This is a genomic window from Xanthomonas vasicola pv. musacearum NCPPB 4379 (assembly GCF_000277895.2).
In the GTDB taxonomy this organism is placed as follows: domain Bacteria; phylum Pseudomonadota; class Gammaproteobacteria; order Xanthomonadales; family Xanthomonadaceae; genus Xanthomonas; species Xanthomonas vasicola.
On the sequence record NZ_CP034655.1, the window covers coordinates 971,988 to 990,847 of the forward strand.

At 63.9% G+C, this 18,860-nt stretch carries 15 protein-coding genes, 1 other RNA gene and 1 pseudogene; 8 read left to right on the plus strand and 9 right to left on the minus strand.

The window, feature by feature from the left end:
* Nucleotides 1–143 precede the first annotated feature (143 nt).
* Complete coding sequence (locus tag KWO_RS04450) at nt 144–1,244, plus strand: metal-dependent hydrolase (protein WP_010381704.1); 1,101 nt, start codon at nt 144–146, stop codon at nt 1,242–1,244.
* Here the strand turns inward: KWO_RS04450 and KWO_RS04455 are convergent.
* From KWO_RS04455 to KWO_RS04465, 3 genes and pseudogenes are all read right to left on the minus strand, one after another.
* Nucleotides 1,238–2,065: a methyltransferase domain-containing protein gene (locus tag KWO_RS04455; protein WP_010367551.1), complete on the minus strand. Its 828-nt coding sequence runs from the start codon at nt 2,063–2,065 to the stop codon at nt 1,238–1,240. The genes KWO_RS04450 and KWO_RS04455 overlap by 7 nt on opposite strands.
* A 28-nt stretch (nt 2,066–2,093) precedes the next feature.
* Nucleotides 2,094–3,092, minus strand: a complete 999-nt coding sequence (gene dusB / locus KWO_RS04460) for a tRNA dihydrouridine synthase DusB (RefSeq protein WP_017112760.1) — start codon at nt 3,090–3,092, stop codon at nt 2,094–2,096.
* Nucleotides 3,093–3,238: 146 nt separating this feature from the next.
* Nucleotides 3,239–5,583 (minus strand): annotated as a pseudogene (locus KWO_RS04465) (glycoside hydrolase family 98 domain-containing protein).
* On the opposite strand from KWO_RS04465, the gene KWO_RS22890 reads away from it, so the two are divergent.
* On the plus strand, nt 5,474–5,716 hold the full coding sequence (locus KWO_RS22890; protein ID WP_227479758.1) for a hypothetical protein: 243 nt from the start codon (nt 5,474–5,476) through the stop codon (nt 5,714–5,716). The pseudogene KWO_RS04465 and the gene KWO_RS22890 overlap by 110 nt on opposite strands.
* A 401-nt stretch (nt 5,717–6,117) precedes the next feature.
* Here KWO_RS22890 and KWO_RS04470 read toward each other — a convergent pair whose 3' ends face one another.
* Together KWO_RS04470 and KWO_RS04475 are read right to left on the minus strand one after the other, a co-directional pair.
* Nucleotides 6,118–7,068, minus strand: coding sequence for a ribokinase (locus KWO_RS04470; RefSeq protein ID WP_010367542.1), 951 nt, complete (start codon nt 7,066–7,068; stop codon nt 6,118–6,120).
* Nucleotides 7,069–7,159: 91 nt separating this feature from the next.
* Nucleotides 7,160–8,458 carry a NupC/NupG family nucleoside CNT transporter gene (locus KWO_RS04475; RefSeq protein ID WP_010381697.1) on the minus strand — a complete coding sequence of 433 codons (1,299 nt, stop codon included), beginning with the start codon at nt 8,456–8,458 and terminating at the stop codon, nt 7,160–7,162.
* A 1,239-nt stretch (nt 8,459–9,697) separates the two neighbouring features.
* Between KWO_RS04475 and KWO_RS04480 the strand changes: the two genes are divergently transcribed.
* From KWO_RS04480 to KWO_RS04505, 6 genes are all read left to right on the plus strand, one after another.
* Nucleotides 9,698–10,681, plus strand: coding sequence for a potassium channel beta subunit family protein (locus tag KWO_RS04480; RefSeq protein WP_026112334.1), 984 nt, complete (start codon nt 9,698–9,700; stop codon nt 10,679–10,681).
* A 389-nt stretch (nt 10,682–11,070) separates the two neighbouring features.
* Nucleotides 11,071–11,310, plus strand: a complete 240-nt coding sequence (gene hemP, locus KWO_RS04485; RefSeq protein ID WP_017112759.1) for a hemin uptake protein HemP — start codon at nt 11,071–11,073, stop codon at nt 11,308–11,310.
* Nucleotides 11,311–11,391: 81 nt separating this feature from the next.
* A non-coding RNA gene (locus KWO_RS04490) (sX9 sRNA) lies at nt 11,392–11,468 on the plus strand.
* A gap of 264 nt (nt 11,469–11,732) precedes the next feature.
* Nucleotides 11,733–13,964, plus strand: a complete 2,232-nt coding sequence (locus tag KWO_RS04495) for a TonB-dependent hemoglobin/transferrin/lactoferrin family receptor (RefSeq protein ID WP_010381689.1) — start codon at nt 11,733–11,735, stop codon at nt 13,962–13,964.
* A gap of 5 nt (nt 13,965–13,969) precedes the next feature.
* A complete protein-coding gene (locus tag KWO_RS04500; RefSeq protein WP_010367528.1) occupies nt 13,970–14,602 on the plus strand; it encodes a hypothetical protein in 633 nt (210 codons plus the stop codon).
* A 21-nt stretch (nt 14,603–14,623) separates the two neighbouring features.
* Nucleotides 14,624–15,547 (plus strand): DUF6607 family protein, encoded by a 924-nt coding sequence (locus KWO_RS04505; protein ID WP_017112758.1) that lies wholly within the window; start codon nt 14,624–14,626, stop codon nt 15,545–15,547.
* Nucleotides 15,548–15,641: 94 nt separating this feature from the next.
* Here KWO_RS04505 and KWO_RS04510 read toward each other — a convergent pair whose 3' ends face one another.
* The 4 genes from KWO_RS04510 to KWO_RS04525 all read right to left on the minus strand — a co-directional run bounded on the left by KWO_RS04510 (nt 15,642) and on the right by KWO_RS04525 (nt 18,842).
* A complete protein-coding gene (locus KWO_RS04510; protein ID WP_010381681.1) occupies nt 15,642–15,995 on the minus strand; it encodes a DMT family protein in 354 nt (117 codons plus the stop codon).
* Between the two features lie 82 nt (nt 15,996–16,077).
* On the minus strand, nt 16,078–16,962 hold the full coding sequence (locus tag KWO_RS04515) for an ABC transporter permease (RefSeq protein WP_010381679.1): 885 nt from the start codon (nt 16,960–16,962) through the stop codon (nt 16,078–16,080).
* Nucleotides 16,959–17,792, minus strand: coding sequence for an ABC transporter ATP-binding protein (locus tag KWO_RS04520; protein ID WP_010381677.1), 834 nt, complete (start codon nt 17,790–17,792; stop codon nt 16,959–16,961). Before KWO_RS04520 ends, KWO_RS04515 begins: the two co-directional genes overlap by 4 nt.
* A gap of 3 nt (nt 17,793–17,795) precedes the next feature.
* Nucleotides 17,796–18,842 (minus strand): ABC transporter substrate-binding protein, encoded by a 1,047-nt coding sequence (locus tag KWO_RS04525; RefSeq protein ID WP_010381675.1) that lies wholly within the window; start codon nt 18,840–18,842, stop codon nt 17,796–17,798.
* Nucleotides 18,843–18,860 lie beyond the last annotated feature (18 nt).

An 18,860-nucleotide genomic window follows, 5' to 3' on the forward strand; every position in this document is an offset into this window, starting at 1 on the left:
CGATATCGGTGCAAACCGGCCGCACGCACGGCGGCCACACGTCGGCACGGCGATTAACTGTCCGGTGACGGACCGGTGCGAGCCGGCCGAACACCACGTTAAACAGTCGTATCCGTGCATGTCCGGCCTGCTAGCATCGGCCGATGGATTCAGTGACCCAGATCGTTCTTGGCGGCGCCATCGCTGCCGCCATTGCGCCGCCCGGACAGCGGCGTGCCGCCTTGCTGGCCGGCGCGGCGCTGGGCACCTTACCCGACCTTGATGCACTGGCGCTGCTGCCGCTGACCGACGACCCGGTGACGTTGATGACGGTGCACCGCAGCGTCAGCCATTCGTTGTTCGTGCTGCCGTTGGTCGGTTGGTTGATCTGGTGGCTGTTCCGGCGCTATGGCAACGGACGGGTAGCCGGTGCGCCCACCCGCTGGTTCTGGGCGATCCAGCTGGCCCTGATCACGCACCCGCCGCTGGATGCGTTCACCGTCTACGGCACCCAGCTGTGGTGGCCGCTGCATCCGCATCCGACGATGTGGTCGAGCGTCTTCATCATCGATCCGGCGTACACCCTGTGGCTCCTGCTGGCCTGCGTAGTGGCCTGGTTTGCGCGCGCGCGTCCGTTTGCGCAGCACGTGCTGGTGATCGGCTTGGTGGCGAGCACCGCGTATCTGGGCTGGTCGTTGATTGCCAAGCAACTGGTCGACCGCCAAGCCGATCGTGCGCTGGGGGCGATGGGCCTGGCCGATGCACCGCGGTTCTCGGTACCGATGCCGCTCAATACATTGTTGTGGCGCGTGGTGGCGATGACGCCCAGCGGCTATGTCATCGGCGAGCGTTCGCTGGTGGCCGACACCGGCCCGATGCACTTTCGCGGGTTTTCCAGTAACACCCAGGCCTTGGGCGAAGTGGCTGCGTTCGACTCGGTGCGCCGGCTGACCTGGTTCAATCGCGGCTTCATGCGCGCGCGCCTGGTCGATGACGACCTGATGCTGAGCGACCTGCGCATGGGGCTGGAGCCGGACTACAACTTCAACTTCGTGGTTGCCCATCGCGACAATGGAACGTGGCAGCCGATCGTGCCGCGGCAAGTGCAGGCGGCGTACCGCGCGCCGGTGGCACGCGACCAGATCGGCGCGGTGTTGGCGCAGATGTGGCAGCGCATCTGGCACGAGCCCAGCAGCACCGTGCTGACCGGCGACCTGGAACACGCCGGCGCTCCGGCCACCGCGCCCGCATCGGCAACTCAGTAGACCGTGGCGCGCGCCTGCACGAACGAATAGAAGAACACCGCGTTCGGGTCGCTGTGCACCTGCGCCAGTTCGCGGCGCATGCCATCCACGGTGGCGGCGTCGACCGCGCCGGCCTGCAGCAATTGGTCGGCCGCCGACAGCAGCACTTCTTCCCAGAAACCGATCATGGTCTTGCGCCGACCCGGCTCGCGGTTGTCCAGATGCAGCGTCTTGATCTCGGTGTGCACGTCACGGAAACCGCCGGCCAGCAGCAGGTTGCCCAGCTTGGCGCCGACGAACGGGTCGCCACCCTGGTCATGCTGGAAGTCGTTGAATGCCATCCAGTAGCGCCACAGGTTGGGCGAATACGGATGCAGCAGGAACGAGGCATTCATCACCTCGGTCACGTACACCGGCGAGCCGGGCAGCAGCACGCGCCGCACTTCGTTGAGTACGCGCGCAGGCGAGGGCACGTGCTCAAGCACCCAGCATAGAAACGCCGCATCGAACTGACGCGCTTCGAACGGCAGATCGCTCGCATCGGCCTGCTGCAGCGTGTAGCGCTCGCGGCACCACGCCAGCCGTTCAAGATTTGCCCGCGCCGCGCCCAGCTGCGCCTCGCTCAGATCCACGCCAGTGACATGCAGGTCGGGAAAACGGCGCAGCAGAATCTCCGTCTGCGCACCGACGCCGCTGCCCACTTCCAGCAGGCGACGCGCGCCGCTGTAATCGATCTGATTGAACAGCGTGGCTTCGAGCAAGCGCGCCTGTTTGAGCAGACGCGCCTGTTCGGTGGCCGAAAATCCGTGCAGATAGGTCGGGGTGTCGCTCGGTGCGCTCATGCGTGCGGCTCCAGCAATGCAGAAAGACTCAGGCAGCGTCGGACAATGAGGGCGGCGCGCCGGCGATCAAGGCGTCGAAGTAATCGCGTGTCAGGGCCAACTGGGCTTCCGGCGTTTCGGCGCGATTGACCACGGCACGGAAGTCTGCGCTTTGCGGGTGATCCTTGGCGTACCAACCCAGATGCTTACGTGCGATGCGCACGCCCTGGGGTTGGCCGTAGAACGCGTGCAGCGCTTCCAGATGGCTGAGCAAGGTGTCGCGCACGAACGCCAGCGACGGTGGCGGCAACACTTCGCCAGTGGCGAGGAAGTGCGCTACTTCGCCGAAGATCCACGGGCGCCCTTGTGCGGCGCGGCCGATCATCACTGCATCGGCGCCGGTCTCGCGTAGCACCTGCGCGGCCTTTTGCGGCGAATCGATATCGCCATTGGCCACCACCGGAATCTGCAGCGCGGCCTTGATCTGCGCAATCGTCGCGTACTCGGCGCTGCCGGTGTAATGCTGGTCGCGGGTGCGCCCGTGCACAGCGAGCGCGGCAATGCCGCAGTCCTGCGCAATGCGCGCAATCACCGGCCCGTTACGGTGGTCGCAATCCCAGCCGGTGCGAATCTTCAAGGTCACCGGCACGTTCACTGCCCGCACCACCGCGATGAGGATGCGTGCCACCAGGTCTTCATCGCGCATCAGTGCCGACCCGGCCCAGGCGTTGCACACTTTCTTGGCCGGGCAGCCCATGTTGATGTCGATCAACTGCGCACCGTGGTCGACGTTGTAGCGCGCTGCCTCGGCCAGTTGCTGCGGCTCGGTGCCGGCGATCTGCACGCTGATGGGGTCCGGCTCGCCGGCATGGTCCATGCGGTGCAGCGATTTGCGCGTGCCCCAGAAGCGCCGGTCGGAGATGGTCATCTCCGATACCGCCAGCCCCGCACCCAGCCGCTTGCATAGCAGCCGGAATGGCTTGTCGGTGACGCCCGCCATGGGCGCGAGGATCACCTTGGGGGCGATGGAGTAAGGGCCGATTTGCATGGCACTAGTGTATCGGCAGGCGTCCTTGCCTGCCGTGTGTGTGCGCCTGCCGCCGCCGCGTGCTGCCCGCTAGCGACGGTGCAGGGCAATTTCCGAGCACTGGCCGCGCCCGCCTGGCGGCTGCGCAGTCGTTTTGTTAGCTGCGCTTATTGCGAGATGGCCAGGTTGTCCAGATACAGCTTGGTCTGCGCCCCGGCGCGCGCGCGATACTCGACCACGTTGTCGCCGGCAGTCAGTGTTGCCGTCTGCGGGCTGCTGGCCCAGTCGCTGGCCGAGCTGGTCTGCGTGAAGGCCGGCGTCCCGACCCGAACGCCGTTGACGTAGAGGTCGATGGTGTTGAGGCTCCCGCCGGGTGCGGAATAGCGGGTGCTCAAGGTGTAGGTGCCGGCCGTGGGGACAGTGACAGTGGTGCGCAGACGTGCGCCCGGGTTGCCGCCGACGTCCACATATCCCATGCCTTGGTAATTGCGAACGGCGCCGTAGAGGCCGTTGGCGACCAGGCTGCCAATACTTCGGAAATCGAAGTTTTCGGCCTCGTACTGGCGCACACCGGTGTAGGTGGCTGGCGCGGCCGGTGCCTGGATGTTGGCGGTCGGGAACGCGCTCAGGCGCCCGGTGGCAGGGCCGGAACATTTCACGGTGATGTCCAGCGGGCCGTTGTGGGCGACGTTGAGTGTCAGCCCGTCGCTGCTGCGCGTGGCCGTGATCGTGCTGGGCTGGTGGTCGCCGCGATCGGCAAAGGTGTAGGTGGGAGGAGCACTGGCGCCACTGATGGTGAGGGTGTCGGTCTTGAGCGGGCCGGTTTCGGAATCGAAATTGGTCAGGTAGATCGACAGTGAGTCGGAAAATTCCTTGATCACGCCGGTCGTGTACGGCCCGTAGGTCACTTTTACGGATGCGCAGGTGTTGTACTTCAGGTCCAGCGTGCCGCTTGCACTCTGATTGGTCTTGTACGGGTTGTAGGTCACCCAGGTGTTGTCCTGGCGTCCTGCGTAGATATCGCCGCTGTATTCCTGCGGAAACAGCGCGTTCAACTCCTGGGTCTTGGCTGCGATACTGGGCCAGCGCGTGGCGTATTCGCTGCGCTTGATCTGCACCGGAAACGACTTTGCCGCTTCGTCGGTGAGCTTCAACACGGTCGGAATGGCCGGGCAGCGTCCACTCTTTTTATACCAGCTGTGCTGGTTGAGATACGTCCCGTCGTCGTCCATCAAATACAGGCCGGAGAACAGCGTTTCCGGCGATGCATACAGTGTCCGGTCGTTGCCGCTGGTGGTGTCGTCCACCACGACGACTTTGGTCCGGTCGATCACCTGCTGGCGGCTGAGGATGCGCAGGGTGCCATCGATGATCTTGCGGTAGACATCCATGTGGATGTTCTTGAACTGCGGGAAAAATTCCCAGCGCCGGGTGCTGTAGCCATCGGCGGTCAGGCCATTGGACAAGCTATGCACGGTGTCGGCGGTAATCAACTCCGGGCCGTCGAAATAGGTTTCGCCGGTCAGCGCTAAGTGCTCGATCAAGTGCGGCGCACCTGCCTGCACCGGATAGCTGCTGCCATCGGCGGCGTACCAGCCGGTGCGATCCGGGCGGATGCCGTAGTGTCCGGCGAAACCGGACAGGAACATGCCCAGGCTAACGCTTCGATGTCGTGGAAGCCGTAGTTGGCGGTGAACTTTTCTTCGATGATGAAATTCTTGGAATAGCTGCCGAGCGCATTGCGGAGCGCTTCGTTGCGTTTGACCATCGCCAATGGATTGATGTTTGCGCCCCAGTAGCCGCCGGTGAAGCTCACCGCCAGGTAGCCGCCGTACTTGTTGGTGAGCTTGAGCAGGTTGGACCAATGCTCCCAGCGCTGCGCCGCCGACACCGAACAGGGCTCATCGAAGCCCCAAAACTGCTCGGCATAATTGAAGCCGAGGAAGTTCGGATAGTCGCGGAAGAATTCACCGTAGACGGTCGATTCCAGATCGGTGCCGGCGGGATAATCGGGGAAGTGGCTGAAACCGCCGCTGGAAGGCTGGATCATCGCCCAGACCCCATTGGCGGCCGCCGTCTTGATCCACGAGCGCGCGGTTTCGATGCCGTTTTCCACCTGGATCCAGTTGCACTGATTCCCGGTGGCGCCTTTGTGATTGATCGACAGCGAGATCAGCAGAACCGAATACGGGCGCAGATCGGCGGGAATCAGGTCGATGATCTTTTGCGGGTCGGCCGCATTCCAGGTGTCGGCGGTGATGACGAACATCGGCTGGTCGGGCGAGAGCGTGCGGCGTAGCGACGGATCGGAGGTCACGCTCGCTGTTGTCGTGGCCGCCGGCGTAGTGGTGGACGTCATGGCGCGGGGAGCACTCTCGGTGACTGTCGCCGCCGGCGATGGCATCGCAGCGGCGCTCGTATCGGGAGCATCCTGGCCACCACAGGAACTGAGCAGGCAGGGAAGTAAGGCGCATGGCAGCAGCATTGGCTTGCGCAATCGACGCAGGATCATCGGTTGTTCCATTGAGCTTGGGGGGCAGGGCCAGGCGCACGCTGCACTGCCGATTGCGTGGCGTGGAGTGTGCCAGTTCGACGATGCAGGCCGCATGTTGGCAAGCCGCGCCGCCAAAGGCGGCCCCGAATGACAACAGGCAATGGTCGTGGTGCGCCCGGTGATGCGGCGATAGTAGTGAGGCGAGGACAACGCGCTAGCGCGCGCAACCGGTCAGCACGTTTTATGCAATGCGCTTTCGCTTTTCGAGCACAGAAAGCAGCGCTCGGTCACGCGTGAGCGCGATGGCGCATCGGTTGGCGTGCCGAAAGCAGCAGGACGTGCGCAGCACTGCGAGGAAAAAGATGCGGTCGTTGCAGTGTCACGTCGTGGGCGCAAGGCCGTGCGACGGGGTTGCCGGATTGTTGTAGTCGTCATGGAGCGCGAGACACGCGCACGCATGCTTTCAGGAGACCTGGGCAGGCCAATGTGGGTGCCGTATCGTATCGACGGCGTGCGCATGTAGCGCACGCCGAACCGCCGTGAAACGCGGTCTCAGTCGTCTGCGCGCAGCCGCGGCATCGACACAGCCGCACCTTCCACTTCGGTGGAGCGCGCTGCATAACGTGTGGCAAAGCGCACGTGGGTTGCGAAGCTGACAGCCGGCAGTTGCGCCAGCGATGCCACCAGTGCCCCGTTGAACGCGTCGCCAGCACCGGTGGTATCGATGGTCTGTGCGCTTTCCGCACCCACCCGGTAATGCGCTGCGGTATCGCCGCGCAGTTGTTCTTCGGCGTGCGAAATAAAGGCGCCCACAGCACCCAGCGTCACCACGACGGTACCGCCCGGCAGCAGCTTGCGGCACAGCGAGTGCAACGTATTGCCATCCAGCGCGGCGACATCGTCGACATTGATGCGTTCGCCGACATGGCGACCGAGCAGGGCGGCAAATTCGGTTTCGTTCGGCGTTAACACATCCGACAGTTTGAGCAGACTGATCGAGGTCGGCGCATTGGCCGGCGCAGCGTTGAGTACAGTCAGCACGCCGCATTCGCGTGCCAGCGCCAGTGCCGATTCGACGGTTTCCGCTGGCGATTCCAGCTGCGCCAGCAGTACCTTTGCCGCAGCAATCAGCGGACGCTGATTGTCGACAAAGCCCGCACTCAGCACCGAATTGGCGCCGGCACCAATCACGATGGTGTTGCGGCCGTGCCCGTCGACATAGATGCCACCGGTGCCGGTCGGTTCATTGCTCGGTTCGGCAATCAGCGCAAAACCATCGTGCGCCGCCAGCGAGCGCGCCAGCGCACCACCGGCATCGTCGCCCAGCGCGCACAAGAAATGCGTCTTGGCGCCGGCACGTGCAGCCGCAACCGCTTGGTTGAAGCCTTTGCCGCCCGGGCCGGTGCTGTAGCGCCCGGCGATGGTGGCGCCCGGTGCAGGCAAGGCATCACAGCGCCACACGTGATCGACATTGAAGGACCCGACAACGACGACCGAACTCATAAATACCCTTGCCTTGAATGACTGACTTGAATGACTGTATGAAACGCGGCGTGCAGTGATTAGACCGTTACGCCGATGAACCCGCGCCGCCTTAACCGAAATGCGATAGCACGCCGGCAATGGTAGCGGTCATGAAGGTGGCGATCGAACCGCCGAGCACCGCACGCAGGCCGAACTTGGCCAGATCGTGACGACGTTCCGGCGCGAGCCCGCCGATCCCGCCGATCTGGATCGCAATCGAACTAAAGTTGGCGAAGCCGCACAACGCGTAGGTGGCGATCAGGCGTCCTTCGGCGCTCAGGCCCACGCCCGGCACTTCGCCCTTCACGATGCGCGACAACTCGCTGTAAGCAACAAACTCGTTGATCACCACTTTTTGGCCGATCAACGAACCCACTGTGGTCGCATCCACCCAGGGGGTGCCGATCACCCAGGCAATCGGCGCCAGCACGTAGCCGAAGATCGTCGACAGGTTGGTGGGGCGTCCGAGTAGCGCGGCGGCGCCGGTGACGTCGCCCAGCCAGGTCAGCGGAGCGTTGATCAGCGCAATCAGCGCGATGAAGGCCAGCAGCATCGCGCCGATGTTCAGCGCCAGGCGCAAGCCGTCGCCGGCACCGGCCGCAGCTGCATCAATGATATTGCTGGTGGTTTTTTCCACTTCCATCTTTACCGTGCCGCGCGTCAACGGGGTGCCGGTTTCCGGTACCAGCAGCTTGGCGACCACCAAGGTGGCGGGCGCGGCCATGATGCTGGCGGCCAGCAGATGTTTGGCATAAAACGCCTGCTGCGCAGGATCGCTGCCGCCGAGCATGCCGACGTAGGCAGCCAGCACGCCGCCGGCGATATGCGCCATGCCGCCGATCATCATCGTCAGCAGTTCGGACTGGGTCATCTTGGGAATGTACGGGCGCACCGTCAGCGGCGCTTCGGTCTGGCCGATGAAGACGCTGGCGCACACGCTGGTGGTTTCCGCACCGGACACGCGCATCACCTTGGTGATCGCCCACGCCATCGCACGCACCACCACCTGCATCACGCCCAGGTGGTAGAGCACGCCCATCAGCGCCGAGAAGAAGATGATGGTGGGCAGCACCTGGAACGCAAAAATAAAGCCGTAGCTGTCGATGTTCATCAGGTTGCCGAAAATGAAGGTAGACCCTTCATTGACGAAACTCAGCACCTTGACGAAGCCCTTGCCCAGCGCGTCGAACACGTCGCGCCCGCCCGGCACCAGCAACACCAGTGCGGCGAATGAGATCTGCAGGGCCAGACCGGTGGCGACCAGCTTCCAGTCGATCGCGCGGCGGTTGCTCGAAAACAACCAGGTGATGCCGATGAGCACCGCCAGACCGAACAGGCCGAGACCGATCCTTCCCAAACCTTCGACCATTCCAATCCCCGGGGCTGCTGACGGCAAAACAGAAAGCCTAGAGCAGGGGGTGACACGGGGCAAGGTGAGCGGCATTCAGACGCTCCCTGCCTGCCCGCAGCCAAGCCACGGCGGGCACGGACAGAACTGCGCTAGCGAGCTGTTGGGTGGTGCTTGCGCAAAGTGGGGAGTTCACGGGGCTGATGGAGGCGGCGTTTCACATCGCGGCGGCGCTGTTGGTCGCGGTCTTGGCGGGTAGCAAGAAGAGGTGCATGCGGAACTCGCCAGCGTGTAGAGGGCCGGTCGGTTGGCATTGGATTTGTCGGATCGCGTGTGGTCGATCTGACGCAGCAGCTGCATGGCTGGTGCTGCCGGTGCTGCATCGGCCTCAGTGGATAAATATTTTTCTGCCAACGGTAGTGATGGCGATCAGTGGCGACTGTGCGTTCACCAGCGGTGCTGATGGCGCATGCATACGCGGCGGCAGGCGTCATGCTTGGTTTATCGGTGCGCGGCGCCGCACCGGTGTCGGGACACGCCGTGAATCCGTCCCTGGCGGCGCGATGGCGGCATCCATGCCGCCAACGGTCCCGCCCCTGGATGCGGCGCCACGCTTCCACGATTTCCGGTCGCTGATCGGTAAGCAATCGCTTAAGGAAGGCGGAGCGTTTGTGGGCTCTCCAATGGATATTGCTGCATCACTTTTGCCCTGCAACTACCACCATGTCAGAAGCGCATGGAGAAGTACGACTATCTGCCTGGACACCACTTTTCCTGCAACTGCCGACAACGAACGGTGGTGCTTGCACGCGTACGGGCGTGGAACCTTACGGCCTAAATGCCGCGTAAGAGATGACATGGGCGTACCTGCGGCGTGTCCCACGCCGGTATGCGCGCAAGCGCCCGCGGGAGACCCAAGCGCTTGCACAGAAACGTCAGCAGAAAACCTAAGTCAGACAGGCATACAGATCACGATGCATGTGGCTTGCGAACAGCCGTCGAGCTTAGGGGACGTTGAACTGAGCAAAGGTTGAGTTGAGGAAGCGCCGATGCGCGGCACCACATCCAGCACCGGGGCAAGCCGCCAATCCATTCGCAGGAGCTCGGTACTCACACGCTTCCGTCTCCGGGGGCGACATCGCGCTTTGCAGAGTGCGGCTGCCCACGCGGCTATGCAGCGCAGCACAGGCCACGCGCTGTTGCCTACACGACGCCACGGCCTACACTGCGCACGCCGGTCCGGGGCAGGTGCCCTGGAGGTTGCGGGAGTTCGCCATGCTTTACCGTCGTCTGGGTTCCACCGGGCTGCAGCTATCGGCCTTGTCGTTCGGTGCCTGGGTCACCTTCGGCAAGCAGATCGGGCGCAGTGAAGCGCGCAATCTGATTGCCGCTGCCTGGGACAATGGCGTCAACTTTTTCGATAACGCCGAGGTCTATGCACGTGGCCGCGCCGAAGAAGTGATGGGCGATGTGATCGCCGATCTACGTCTGCCACGCGATGGCTTCTGCGTGTCGAGCAAGGTGTTTTTTGGTGCGGTGGACAGCCCGCGTCCGACCCAGCGCGGCCTCTCGCGTAAGCATGTCACCGATGCCTGCCACGCCGCACTCAAGCGCCTGCGCGTGGAGTACCTGGATCTTTATTACTGCCATCGGCCCGACCCGGACACGCCGATCCAGGAAACCGTGCGCGCCATGGATACGCTAATCCGCCAGGGCAAGGTGCTGTACTGGGGAACCTCCGAATGGAGCGCGGCGCAGTTGCGCGAGGCCATCGCCATTGCCGAGCGCGAGTACCTGCATGCGCCCGCGATGGAGCAGCCGCAGTACAACCTGCTCCACCGCGAGCGGCTGGAGCGCGAATACGCGCCACTGTGCGAAGGCGGGCTGGGCACCACGATCTGGTCGCCGCTGGCGTCTGGTTTGCTGACCGGCAAGTACAACGCCGGTGTGGAGGCCGACAGCCGTCTGGGGCAGCCGGGCAATCAATGGCTGCAGGACGAAGTACTGGGCGCACCGCAAGCGCGTCGGCTCGAGCGTGCGCGTGCGTTCTGTGCGCTGGCCGCCGAGCTTGGGCAGTCGCCGGCTCGCCTGGCCATCGCCTGGTGCTTGCGCAACCCGCATGTCTCCAGCGTGATCCTGGGCGCCAGCCGGGTGTCTCAGCTGGAGGAAAACCTCGGCGCCCTGGAGACCTTGAATCAGGTCGATGCCGCCGATTGGACGCGCGTGGAGGCGAGCACGCGCTGAGTCGCCCGGCGTGTTACCAGGCTGATGTGTGTGGATGCGGCCTTCGTCATCCACGTGGGTGCGCTTGCCCGGTCGTGGAGCGATGCCCCAGCCGACCAACTCGGAGTCGGCTGTTAGCGTCCTCCACGCTGCTGGGCAGTGTGCAGCGGCGGCGGGATCGCGCGCTGTGGTTGGTGGTGCCGGCGTTTGGCAGCGGATTTGCTACGTGCCGGTTTTGCGCTGGCAGCGGGTGCAGGTGCCTCGCGCGCGCGGCGACGAATCATTGAGCGGTTTGCGCAGTGCCCGAGCCCGTCTGTGTGCATTTTGATTGGCTATTTCAATCGAAATTCGGTAACCGATCCAAACATCAAGCCTCTCAAATGAGAATGGCTCTTGATCATTAAATGAGAATGGTTATTATTTGTCTGGCCAACCGACTGGAGATCCAGATCATGACCGCTCACCCCGTGCTGCTCCGCTCCGAACCGGTCAACCTGCGCGACCGCGCCACACCGCGTGCTGTGCCCGCCGAAGACCTCATCAGCAGCGAGGCGTTGCTCAAGGGCCGTCGCGAAGTGCTGATCCAGCACGGCGACCGCGTCTATCGCCTGCGCCACACCAGCAACGACAAGCTGATCCTGACCAAGTAAGTCCAGCAAAGAGCACTAAGCGTAGCTAACGAAACGACTGCGTTCACCGCCATGCGGGCGCGGCCGGTGCTCGGAATCGGCATGTACCCTTCTTACACTGCGGTTCTGAGTGCGCCGTCCACACCCGCCTGGCGACTGCTCGCTACGTTTTATTAGCCGCTCTCAGGCTGCGCACCACCGAGTGGGTGCAGCCGCTGTTGTAAGGCAATCGCACGCGCACCCAGGTGCCGCTCACGCGATCCTTCGCACGCAACGCTCGGTCGCCATTGCATTTCATATCACCGCACTCGCTCAGCGCGCGTGCCGGAAGAACGCAGCGGGCGCTGCCGCCGCCGCCCGCCACTCAACGCTCCACCCTCGTTTGCCGTCACCGGCGTGTGCCGCGTTGCGCGCCGTCGAGGGTTTTTCCACAAAGGTTTCTGATGATTCGCCTGCATCCGCTGGTGGTCGCGCTGTCGCTTGCGCTGCCTGCTGTTTCGTTGTCTGCCCATACTGCCGAACCCGATGCCGGCGCCGAGACCGCGCGTGGGGTGCACAACTTCGACCGGCTGCAGGTCACCGCCACGCGCACACAGCGCGCGCTAGTGGATGTGCCGAGCACGGTGGATGTGATCGATCGCGAGCAGCTGGACAACCAACTGGTGCGCGAACTCAAGGATGTGTTTCGCTACACCCCGGGTGTTTCGGTCACCAGCACCCGCGGCCGCTTCACCGGTGCCAACGGCATCCGTATCCGCGGGCTGGATGGCAACCGCGTGGCGATTCTGGTGGACAACGTGCCGGTGTCGGACACCTTCAGTTTCGGCAGCTACCTCAACGCCAACCGCAACTTCGTCGATCTTGAAACGCTCAAGCGCGTTGAAGTGGTGCGCGGGCCGGCCAGCGCGTTGTATGGCTCGGATGCACTGGGCGGCGTGGTGGCCTTCGTCACCAAGGATCCTTCGGATTATCTGAGCGCCGACAAGCACAGCTACGTCGGCCTGAAGTTCGGTTACGAAGGCGACTGGAACGGCCTGTTCGCCGGTGCCACCGGTGCGTTTGGCGGCGAGCACTGGAGCGGCATGGTGGCGGTGAGTCATCGCCAGGGCCAGCAGGCCCAGAATCAAGGCGATAACCGCAGCCGTGATTTCACCCGCACCGCGGCCAATCCGCAGCGCATCGATGGCCGCAGCGTGCTCGCCAAACTGGTGTACGCGCCAAGCGCGCAACAGCGCTTCAAACTCACCGTCGAAGGCAACGAAGACGACGGCAGTATCGATGCATTGACCGGTATCGACACGCGTAGCCCGACGGCCTCGCTGCGCATCCTGTCGCAGGAAGGCCGCGATCATCAGACCCGTGCGCGGGTCTCGCTGCGGCATGAAATCGATGCGCTGGATTCTGCACTGGCCGACGATCTGCAGTGGCAGCTGTATCGCCAGGACAGCGAGAGCTTGCAGCGCACTGAAGAGTTGCGCGGCAACAATACGCGCCGGCATAACGCGCACACTTTCGATCAGCGCGTTTACGGGCTGCTGGTCAACGCGCACAAATCCATCAATACCGGCATGCTCGGCCACGAGATCACCTACGGCTTGGATGGCACCTGGACCGATACGCGCGCCAAGCGCGATGGCTATTCGGTGAATTTAGCCAACGGCGTGGTGAGCAACCGCGTCGGCCAGGACGTGTTTCCGGTGCGCGATTTCCCGATGAGCGAAACCACCAAGCTCGGGGTGTATGCGCAGGACGAAATCGGCCTGCTCGATAGCCGCTTGTCGCTAACGCCCGGCGTGCGTGTGGATGACTTCCGCCTGTCGCCGCAGGTGGACGCTATCTTCCGCGAAGACAATCCGGGTGTGGCTGCCGAGACCCTCGACGAAACCCAGGTCTCGCCGAAGTTCGGCTTGGTGTGGCGGTTCTCCGATGCATGGTCGGCGTACGCCAACTATGCGCATGGTTTCCGCGCGCCGCCGTACAACGACGTCAATATCGGCTTTACCAATCTGCAGGCGCGCTACACCGCCATCGCCAATCCAAACCTGAAATCGGAAACCAGCCGCGGTGGCGAACTGGGGCTGCGCTTGAACGATGCGGTCGGCTATCTCGGGCTGGCCCTGTACTACACCGACTACCGCAACTTCATCGAATCGTATGCGCCGGCCGGCTTCAACGCAGAAGGGCTGATGCTATTCCAGTCGCGCAACGTAGACGATGTGGTGATCAAGGGTGCCGACGCGCGCGGCGGGATCGATCTAGGCGTGCTTGCTGGTTGGCAGGGCTGGTCGTTGAACAGTGCGGTTGCCTATTCGGAAGGCGACAACCTCACCGACGGTACCCCGCTCAATTCGGTCGACCCATTGCGCGGCACGCTGGGCGTGGCTTTCGACAGCGACGGCTGGGGCGCGGAATTGATCGGCAGCTTCGTGGCCCGCAAACGGCGCCCGCGGCTGGACAGCTATTACGCACCGGGCGGCTATGCCACGCTGGATCTGATGGGGCATTGCGAATTCGCACCCGGCGCCAAGGTCACTGCCGGCATTTTCAATCTGGCCGATCGCCGTTACGTGGACTGGAACGCGTTGCCTAACGGCACGCTGGCAAGTAGTACCGTACTGGACCGCTTCACCGGCGCTGGGCGCATTGCCTCGGTCAGCCTGGCCGTGAGCTGGTAGCGGCCATGCCCAACATCCGCGCATTGCCGTTGTCTTCGCAGGCACGTGCCACCCGCGCGGCGTTGCCGCGACCGCAGCAGTTGGCTGCTCTGGGCACGGTGCTGTGCCTGTACCGGCCCGCATTGGGCAACGAACTGAATGGCTGGCAGCATGCGGTCGCTGCCGCCGCATACCGGCAGGTCGACAGCGACGGCGTGCGCGAGAGCATCTGGTTCTTCGATGCCGCGGGCCACTGCTGCTGGCGGCTCTGCCTGCTGCCAGACAGCGATTTCCTGAGCTGGGACCACCTGGTCTCGCGGTTGCCACCACTCCCAACGGACACGCACGAGCTGGGCCTTGGCGAACGGCTCTGGCGCCGCCTGGCCGGACGCCTGCGCGGCGATACCTGGCGTTTAAGCGCACTACGCTTGCAGCCTGCGGCCAGCCACGATCACCCCATCGCCGCGAGCCTGGCCACCGTCTCGGCACTGGGCGCGGAGGTTGCTGCACGGCTGGCACGCGAAGAGGGTATCGATGGCCGTTTGGCCGTGGACGATTGCTGCTGCGCCCGCGCTGCGGCCCTGCGTACCGCCGCCGCGAACGCACGCAGTTCCGATCCCACCGACATGACGACGTCGCTGCTGCGCTTGCGCCGCTGACGTACCCAAAAGAGACTGCCGATGAGCCGACGATTGCCCCGCTGTATTGCCGCCACGCTGAGCCTGTTGCCATTGATTGCCGCCGCCGATGCCCCGCGCGATCGCCAGAGCATCCTGGCGATGCAGGGCGAATACGCTGTGGACTTCGCCTCCGACGAAACCGTGTTGCTCAAGCCCGGTTACGAGCGCGCCTCGGCGATGCGCAGCGGCGCCAGCGAAGTGGTCATCGTGGTGGAAGATTCACCGCGCAAGCTGGTGCTGCAGCATCTGCTGGTCGACGAAAAGACCAAGCACGTGACCAAGCATTGGCGACAGGACTGGATTTACGAGGCACCGCAGCGTTTCGAATTCACCGCCGAGCAAACCTGGACGCTGCACGCGCTGGCGCCGGTCGTGACCAGCGGCGCCTGGACCCAATGCGTGTATGAAGTCAGCGACGCGCCGCGTTATTGCGGCACCGGCCGCTGGGACTACGCAGATGGTCATCCGACCTGGACCAGCGATTTGAGCTGGCGCCCGTTACGGCGCCGCGAGTACACCAAGCGCAGCGACTACAACGCGCTGTCGGTGATCAACCGCCACACGCTCACACCGAGCGGTTGGACCCACGAACAATTCAACACCAAGGTGTTGCGCAAGCCGGACGGCACACAGGAAGCGATTGCGCGTGAGTTCGGCTTCAACGATTACCGCAAGACCACCGAGGTAGATTTCGCCCCGGCCTATGCGTACTGGAAAGGCACGCAGGGGTATTGGGCCAAGGTACGCACGCGCTGGGCCACGTTTCTGGAAACACCACCGGGCCTGCATCTGAAAACCAAGCCCGATGGCATGGCGATGATCATGCCGATGTTCGAGCAGGCCGATTCAGTGCAACAGGGCAAACGCGTCAAGGACGCGCAAATCGATGCGGTGTTTACGCAGTGGGTGGAGGTAGCGAACTAGGCACCCGGATGTCGTAGGAGCGCGCTGGCGCGCGATTGAGGCTTTATCGGTAGCGCCTCATCGCCGGCCAGCGCGCTCCTACGGGGCATTAGCCTTACTCCTTGAACATCAAGAACGCGGCCACCAGGATCAGGCCGAACGCTGCCCAGTGATTCCACTTCAACGACTGCCCCAGGTAGAACGTGGAGAAGCCGGCGAAAACCAGCAGCGTGATGACTTCCTGCATGCCCTTGAGCTGCGGCGCCGAATACACCGCGCTGCCCAGACGGTTACCCGGCACCTGCAGGCAGTATTCGAAAAACGCGATGCACCAGCTGACCAGGATCGCGATCATCAGCGGCGTGCTCTTGTACTTCAGATGCCCGTACCAGGCGAAGGTCATGAACACGTTGCTGGCCAGCAAAAGCAGGACCGGGTAGATGTAGGCAGTAAAGGGGACGGTGGGCATGGCGGCGGCGAGCGGAAGAGAATGGGGGCCGAAGCATAAGCCAACTCCGTTAAGCGCACGCGACCGTGCCGCCGAGGCCGCTCTAGCGCTGCATGCCCCAACGGCGCACGGACAGCCGCTCAATCGCCTGAAACACCAAGCCTTCCACCAGCAACCCCAGCACGATCACCATCGCCAGACCGGCGAACACCTTGTCGGTGTAGAGCTCATTGCGGTTCTGGAAGATGTACCAACCCAAACCGCCCTGGCCGGAAGTGGCGCCGAACACCAGCTCGGCGGCGATCAAGGTGCGCCAGGCAAACGCCCAGCCGATCTTCAGCCCGGACAGGATCGCCGGCAGCGCGGCCGGAATCAGCAGTTGTGCCACATAGCGTGGCCCGCGCAGGCCATAGTTGCGCCCGGCCATGCGCAGCGTCTCCGGCACCGCCTGGAAGCCGGCGTAGGTGGTGAGCGCCAGCGGCCACAGCACCGAATGCACCAGTACGAACACCAGGCTGCCGGTGCCCAGCCCGAACCACAGCAAGGCCAATGGCAATAGCGCAATGGCCGGCAGCGGGTTGAACATGGCGGTCAGGGTGCCGAGTACATCGCGGCCCCAGCGCGTGGAGGCAGCCAGCGCGGTCAGCACGAAGGCCAGCAACACGCCCAGCGCATAGCCCTGCGCCAGCACCCGTAACGAGGCACCGACACGGCGCAGCAACTCGCCGGACAGCAACCCGTCGTAGAACGCGCGCGCAGTCTGCAGTGCGCTGGGCAGCATCAGATCGTCGCCGACCACACGCGCGGCGATTTCCCAGACGGCGACCAAGACCACCAGCACCAGTGCTTTGCGCAGCCACGGCGGTGCCTGCCAGCCCATGGGCGTCGCGGTGGCGACCAGGGCCGGGTCCAGCGGTGTCAACGCCACTTCGTATTCGGGACGCACCGGCGGAATCGGCGGCACTGCGGTAGCGGTGCTGCGGCTCATGTCAGCGCCTCGCGTTGGCGCACGAGTGGGCGGCGTAACGGTGCCACCTTGTCGTCGTCTAGCGCCTCATCGGGCAGATCGAACAGCAGCCGGTGAATGCGCTGTGCGGTTTGCTGGAACGCCACGCTAACGGCGCTGTGCGGGCCGAAGGCATGCGCGTTGAGTTCGGCGCGCACCTGGCCCGGATGCGGCGATAACAGCAAGACCCGATTGCCGACCACCAACGCCTCTTCAATGGAATGGGTGACGAACAACAGCGTGAAGCGTGCTTGTTCCCACAATTCCAGCACCTGCTCTTGCATGCGCGAACGCGTCAGCGCATCCAGTGCCGCAAACGGTTCGTCCATCAGCAACACGCGCGGACGCATCGCCAGGGCGCGTGCGATTGCCACACGTTGTTTCATGCCGCCGGACAAGGTGTGCGGGTAGGCCTCTGCGAATGCACTCAGCCCGACCTGGGCCAGGCTTTCATCGGCCCGCTCGCGTGCTTCGGCGCGTCCGAGCTTGCGCGCGGCGCGCAGGCCAAACACCACGTTTTCGCGCACGGTTTTCCAGGGTGCCAACTGATCGAATTCCTGGAACACCACCACCCGGTCTGGCCCAGGCCCGGTGACCGCATGGCCATCCAGACGGATCTGTCCTTCGCGCGGTGCAACGAAACCGGCAACCGCCTTGAGCAGGGTGGATTTGCCGCAGCCCGAAGGCCCCAGCAGCACGAAGCGGTCGGCTTCATGCACATCGAAGCGCACCCGATGGGTGGCCCGCACCACGCGTTGCGCGGAGGCGTATTCCAGGCTGACGTGATCGACTTGCAGCAAGGGGGCCGACATCGCTCAGCTCCCGCCCGTCATCAGCGGGTCGTCGAAGAAGTAATCGCTCACCTTGCCCGGCGCCTGCTTGATCGCACCGCTGTGCTGCATGAATTTGCCCAGCCCCAGCGTGTTCTGCGGTGCCACGGTGAACTGCACCTTAGGGTCTTTGAGTATCTGCAATACCAGCGCACGGTCGATGCTCGACCCATTGCGACGCAGGAAGATATCGGCCGCCTGCTCCGGATGGGCAGTGACGAACTTCGCCGCCTGGTCCAGTGCCGCGACAAACGCGCGATAGGTCTTGGGATTGTCGCTACGGAATTTTTCGGTGGCGTACAACACCGTCGCCGACGACGGACCGCCTTCGATCTCGTACGAACTGGTGACGATATGCGCGGCCGGATTACGCGCCAGCTCCTGTTCCTGAAACGGCGGGCTGGCGAAGTGCGCGGTGATTTCGGTGCGTCCACGGATGATGGCCGCGGCGGCATCTGGATGCGGCAACGCAACCTGCAGTGCGTCGAGCTGATGGGTGCCCTTGTCGCCCCACCGTTGTTGTGAGGCGTGTTGCAAGAAACGTGATTGCACCGAGACACCCGTTGCCGGCACCGCAATGCGGTCCTTTGGCGTGAAATCGCCGATGGATTTGATGCGGGAATTGTTGCTGATCAGGTAGTAGGGGAAATTGCCCAACGACGCCACACCGCGCACATTCTGGCGGCCGCGCGTGCGGTCCCAGATGGTGAACAACGGCCCGACACCGGCACCGGCGACATCGATCGAACCGGTCAACAACGCATCGTTGACCGCCGCGCCGCCGGACAACTGCAGGAACTGCACGTCGATATCCACACCGGCGGCCTTGCCTTGCTGTTCGATCAACTGTTGATCCTGCGCCACGTCCAGCAGCAAGTAGACGATGCCGAACTGCTTGGCGATACGCAGCTTGCCTTCTGCCTGCGCATGCGCGCTATGCAGCAGTGGCAGCGCGGCCAATACCAGCAGCGCGATGCGCCGCGAAAAACGCCGGCGCGGCGAAGGCGTGTGAGAAGTAACGGTCAAACGCATGCGGCGCTCCAGTGGGGA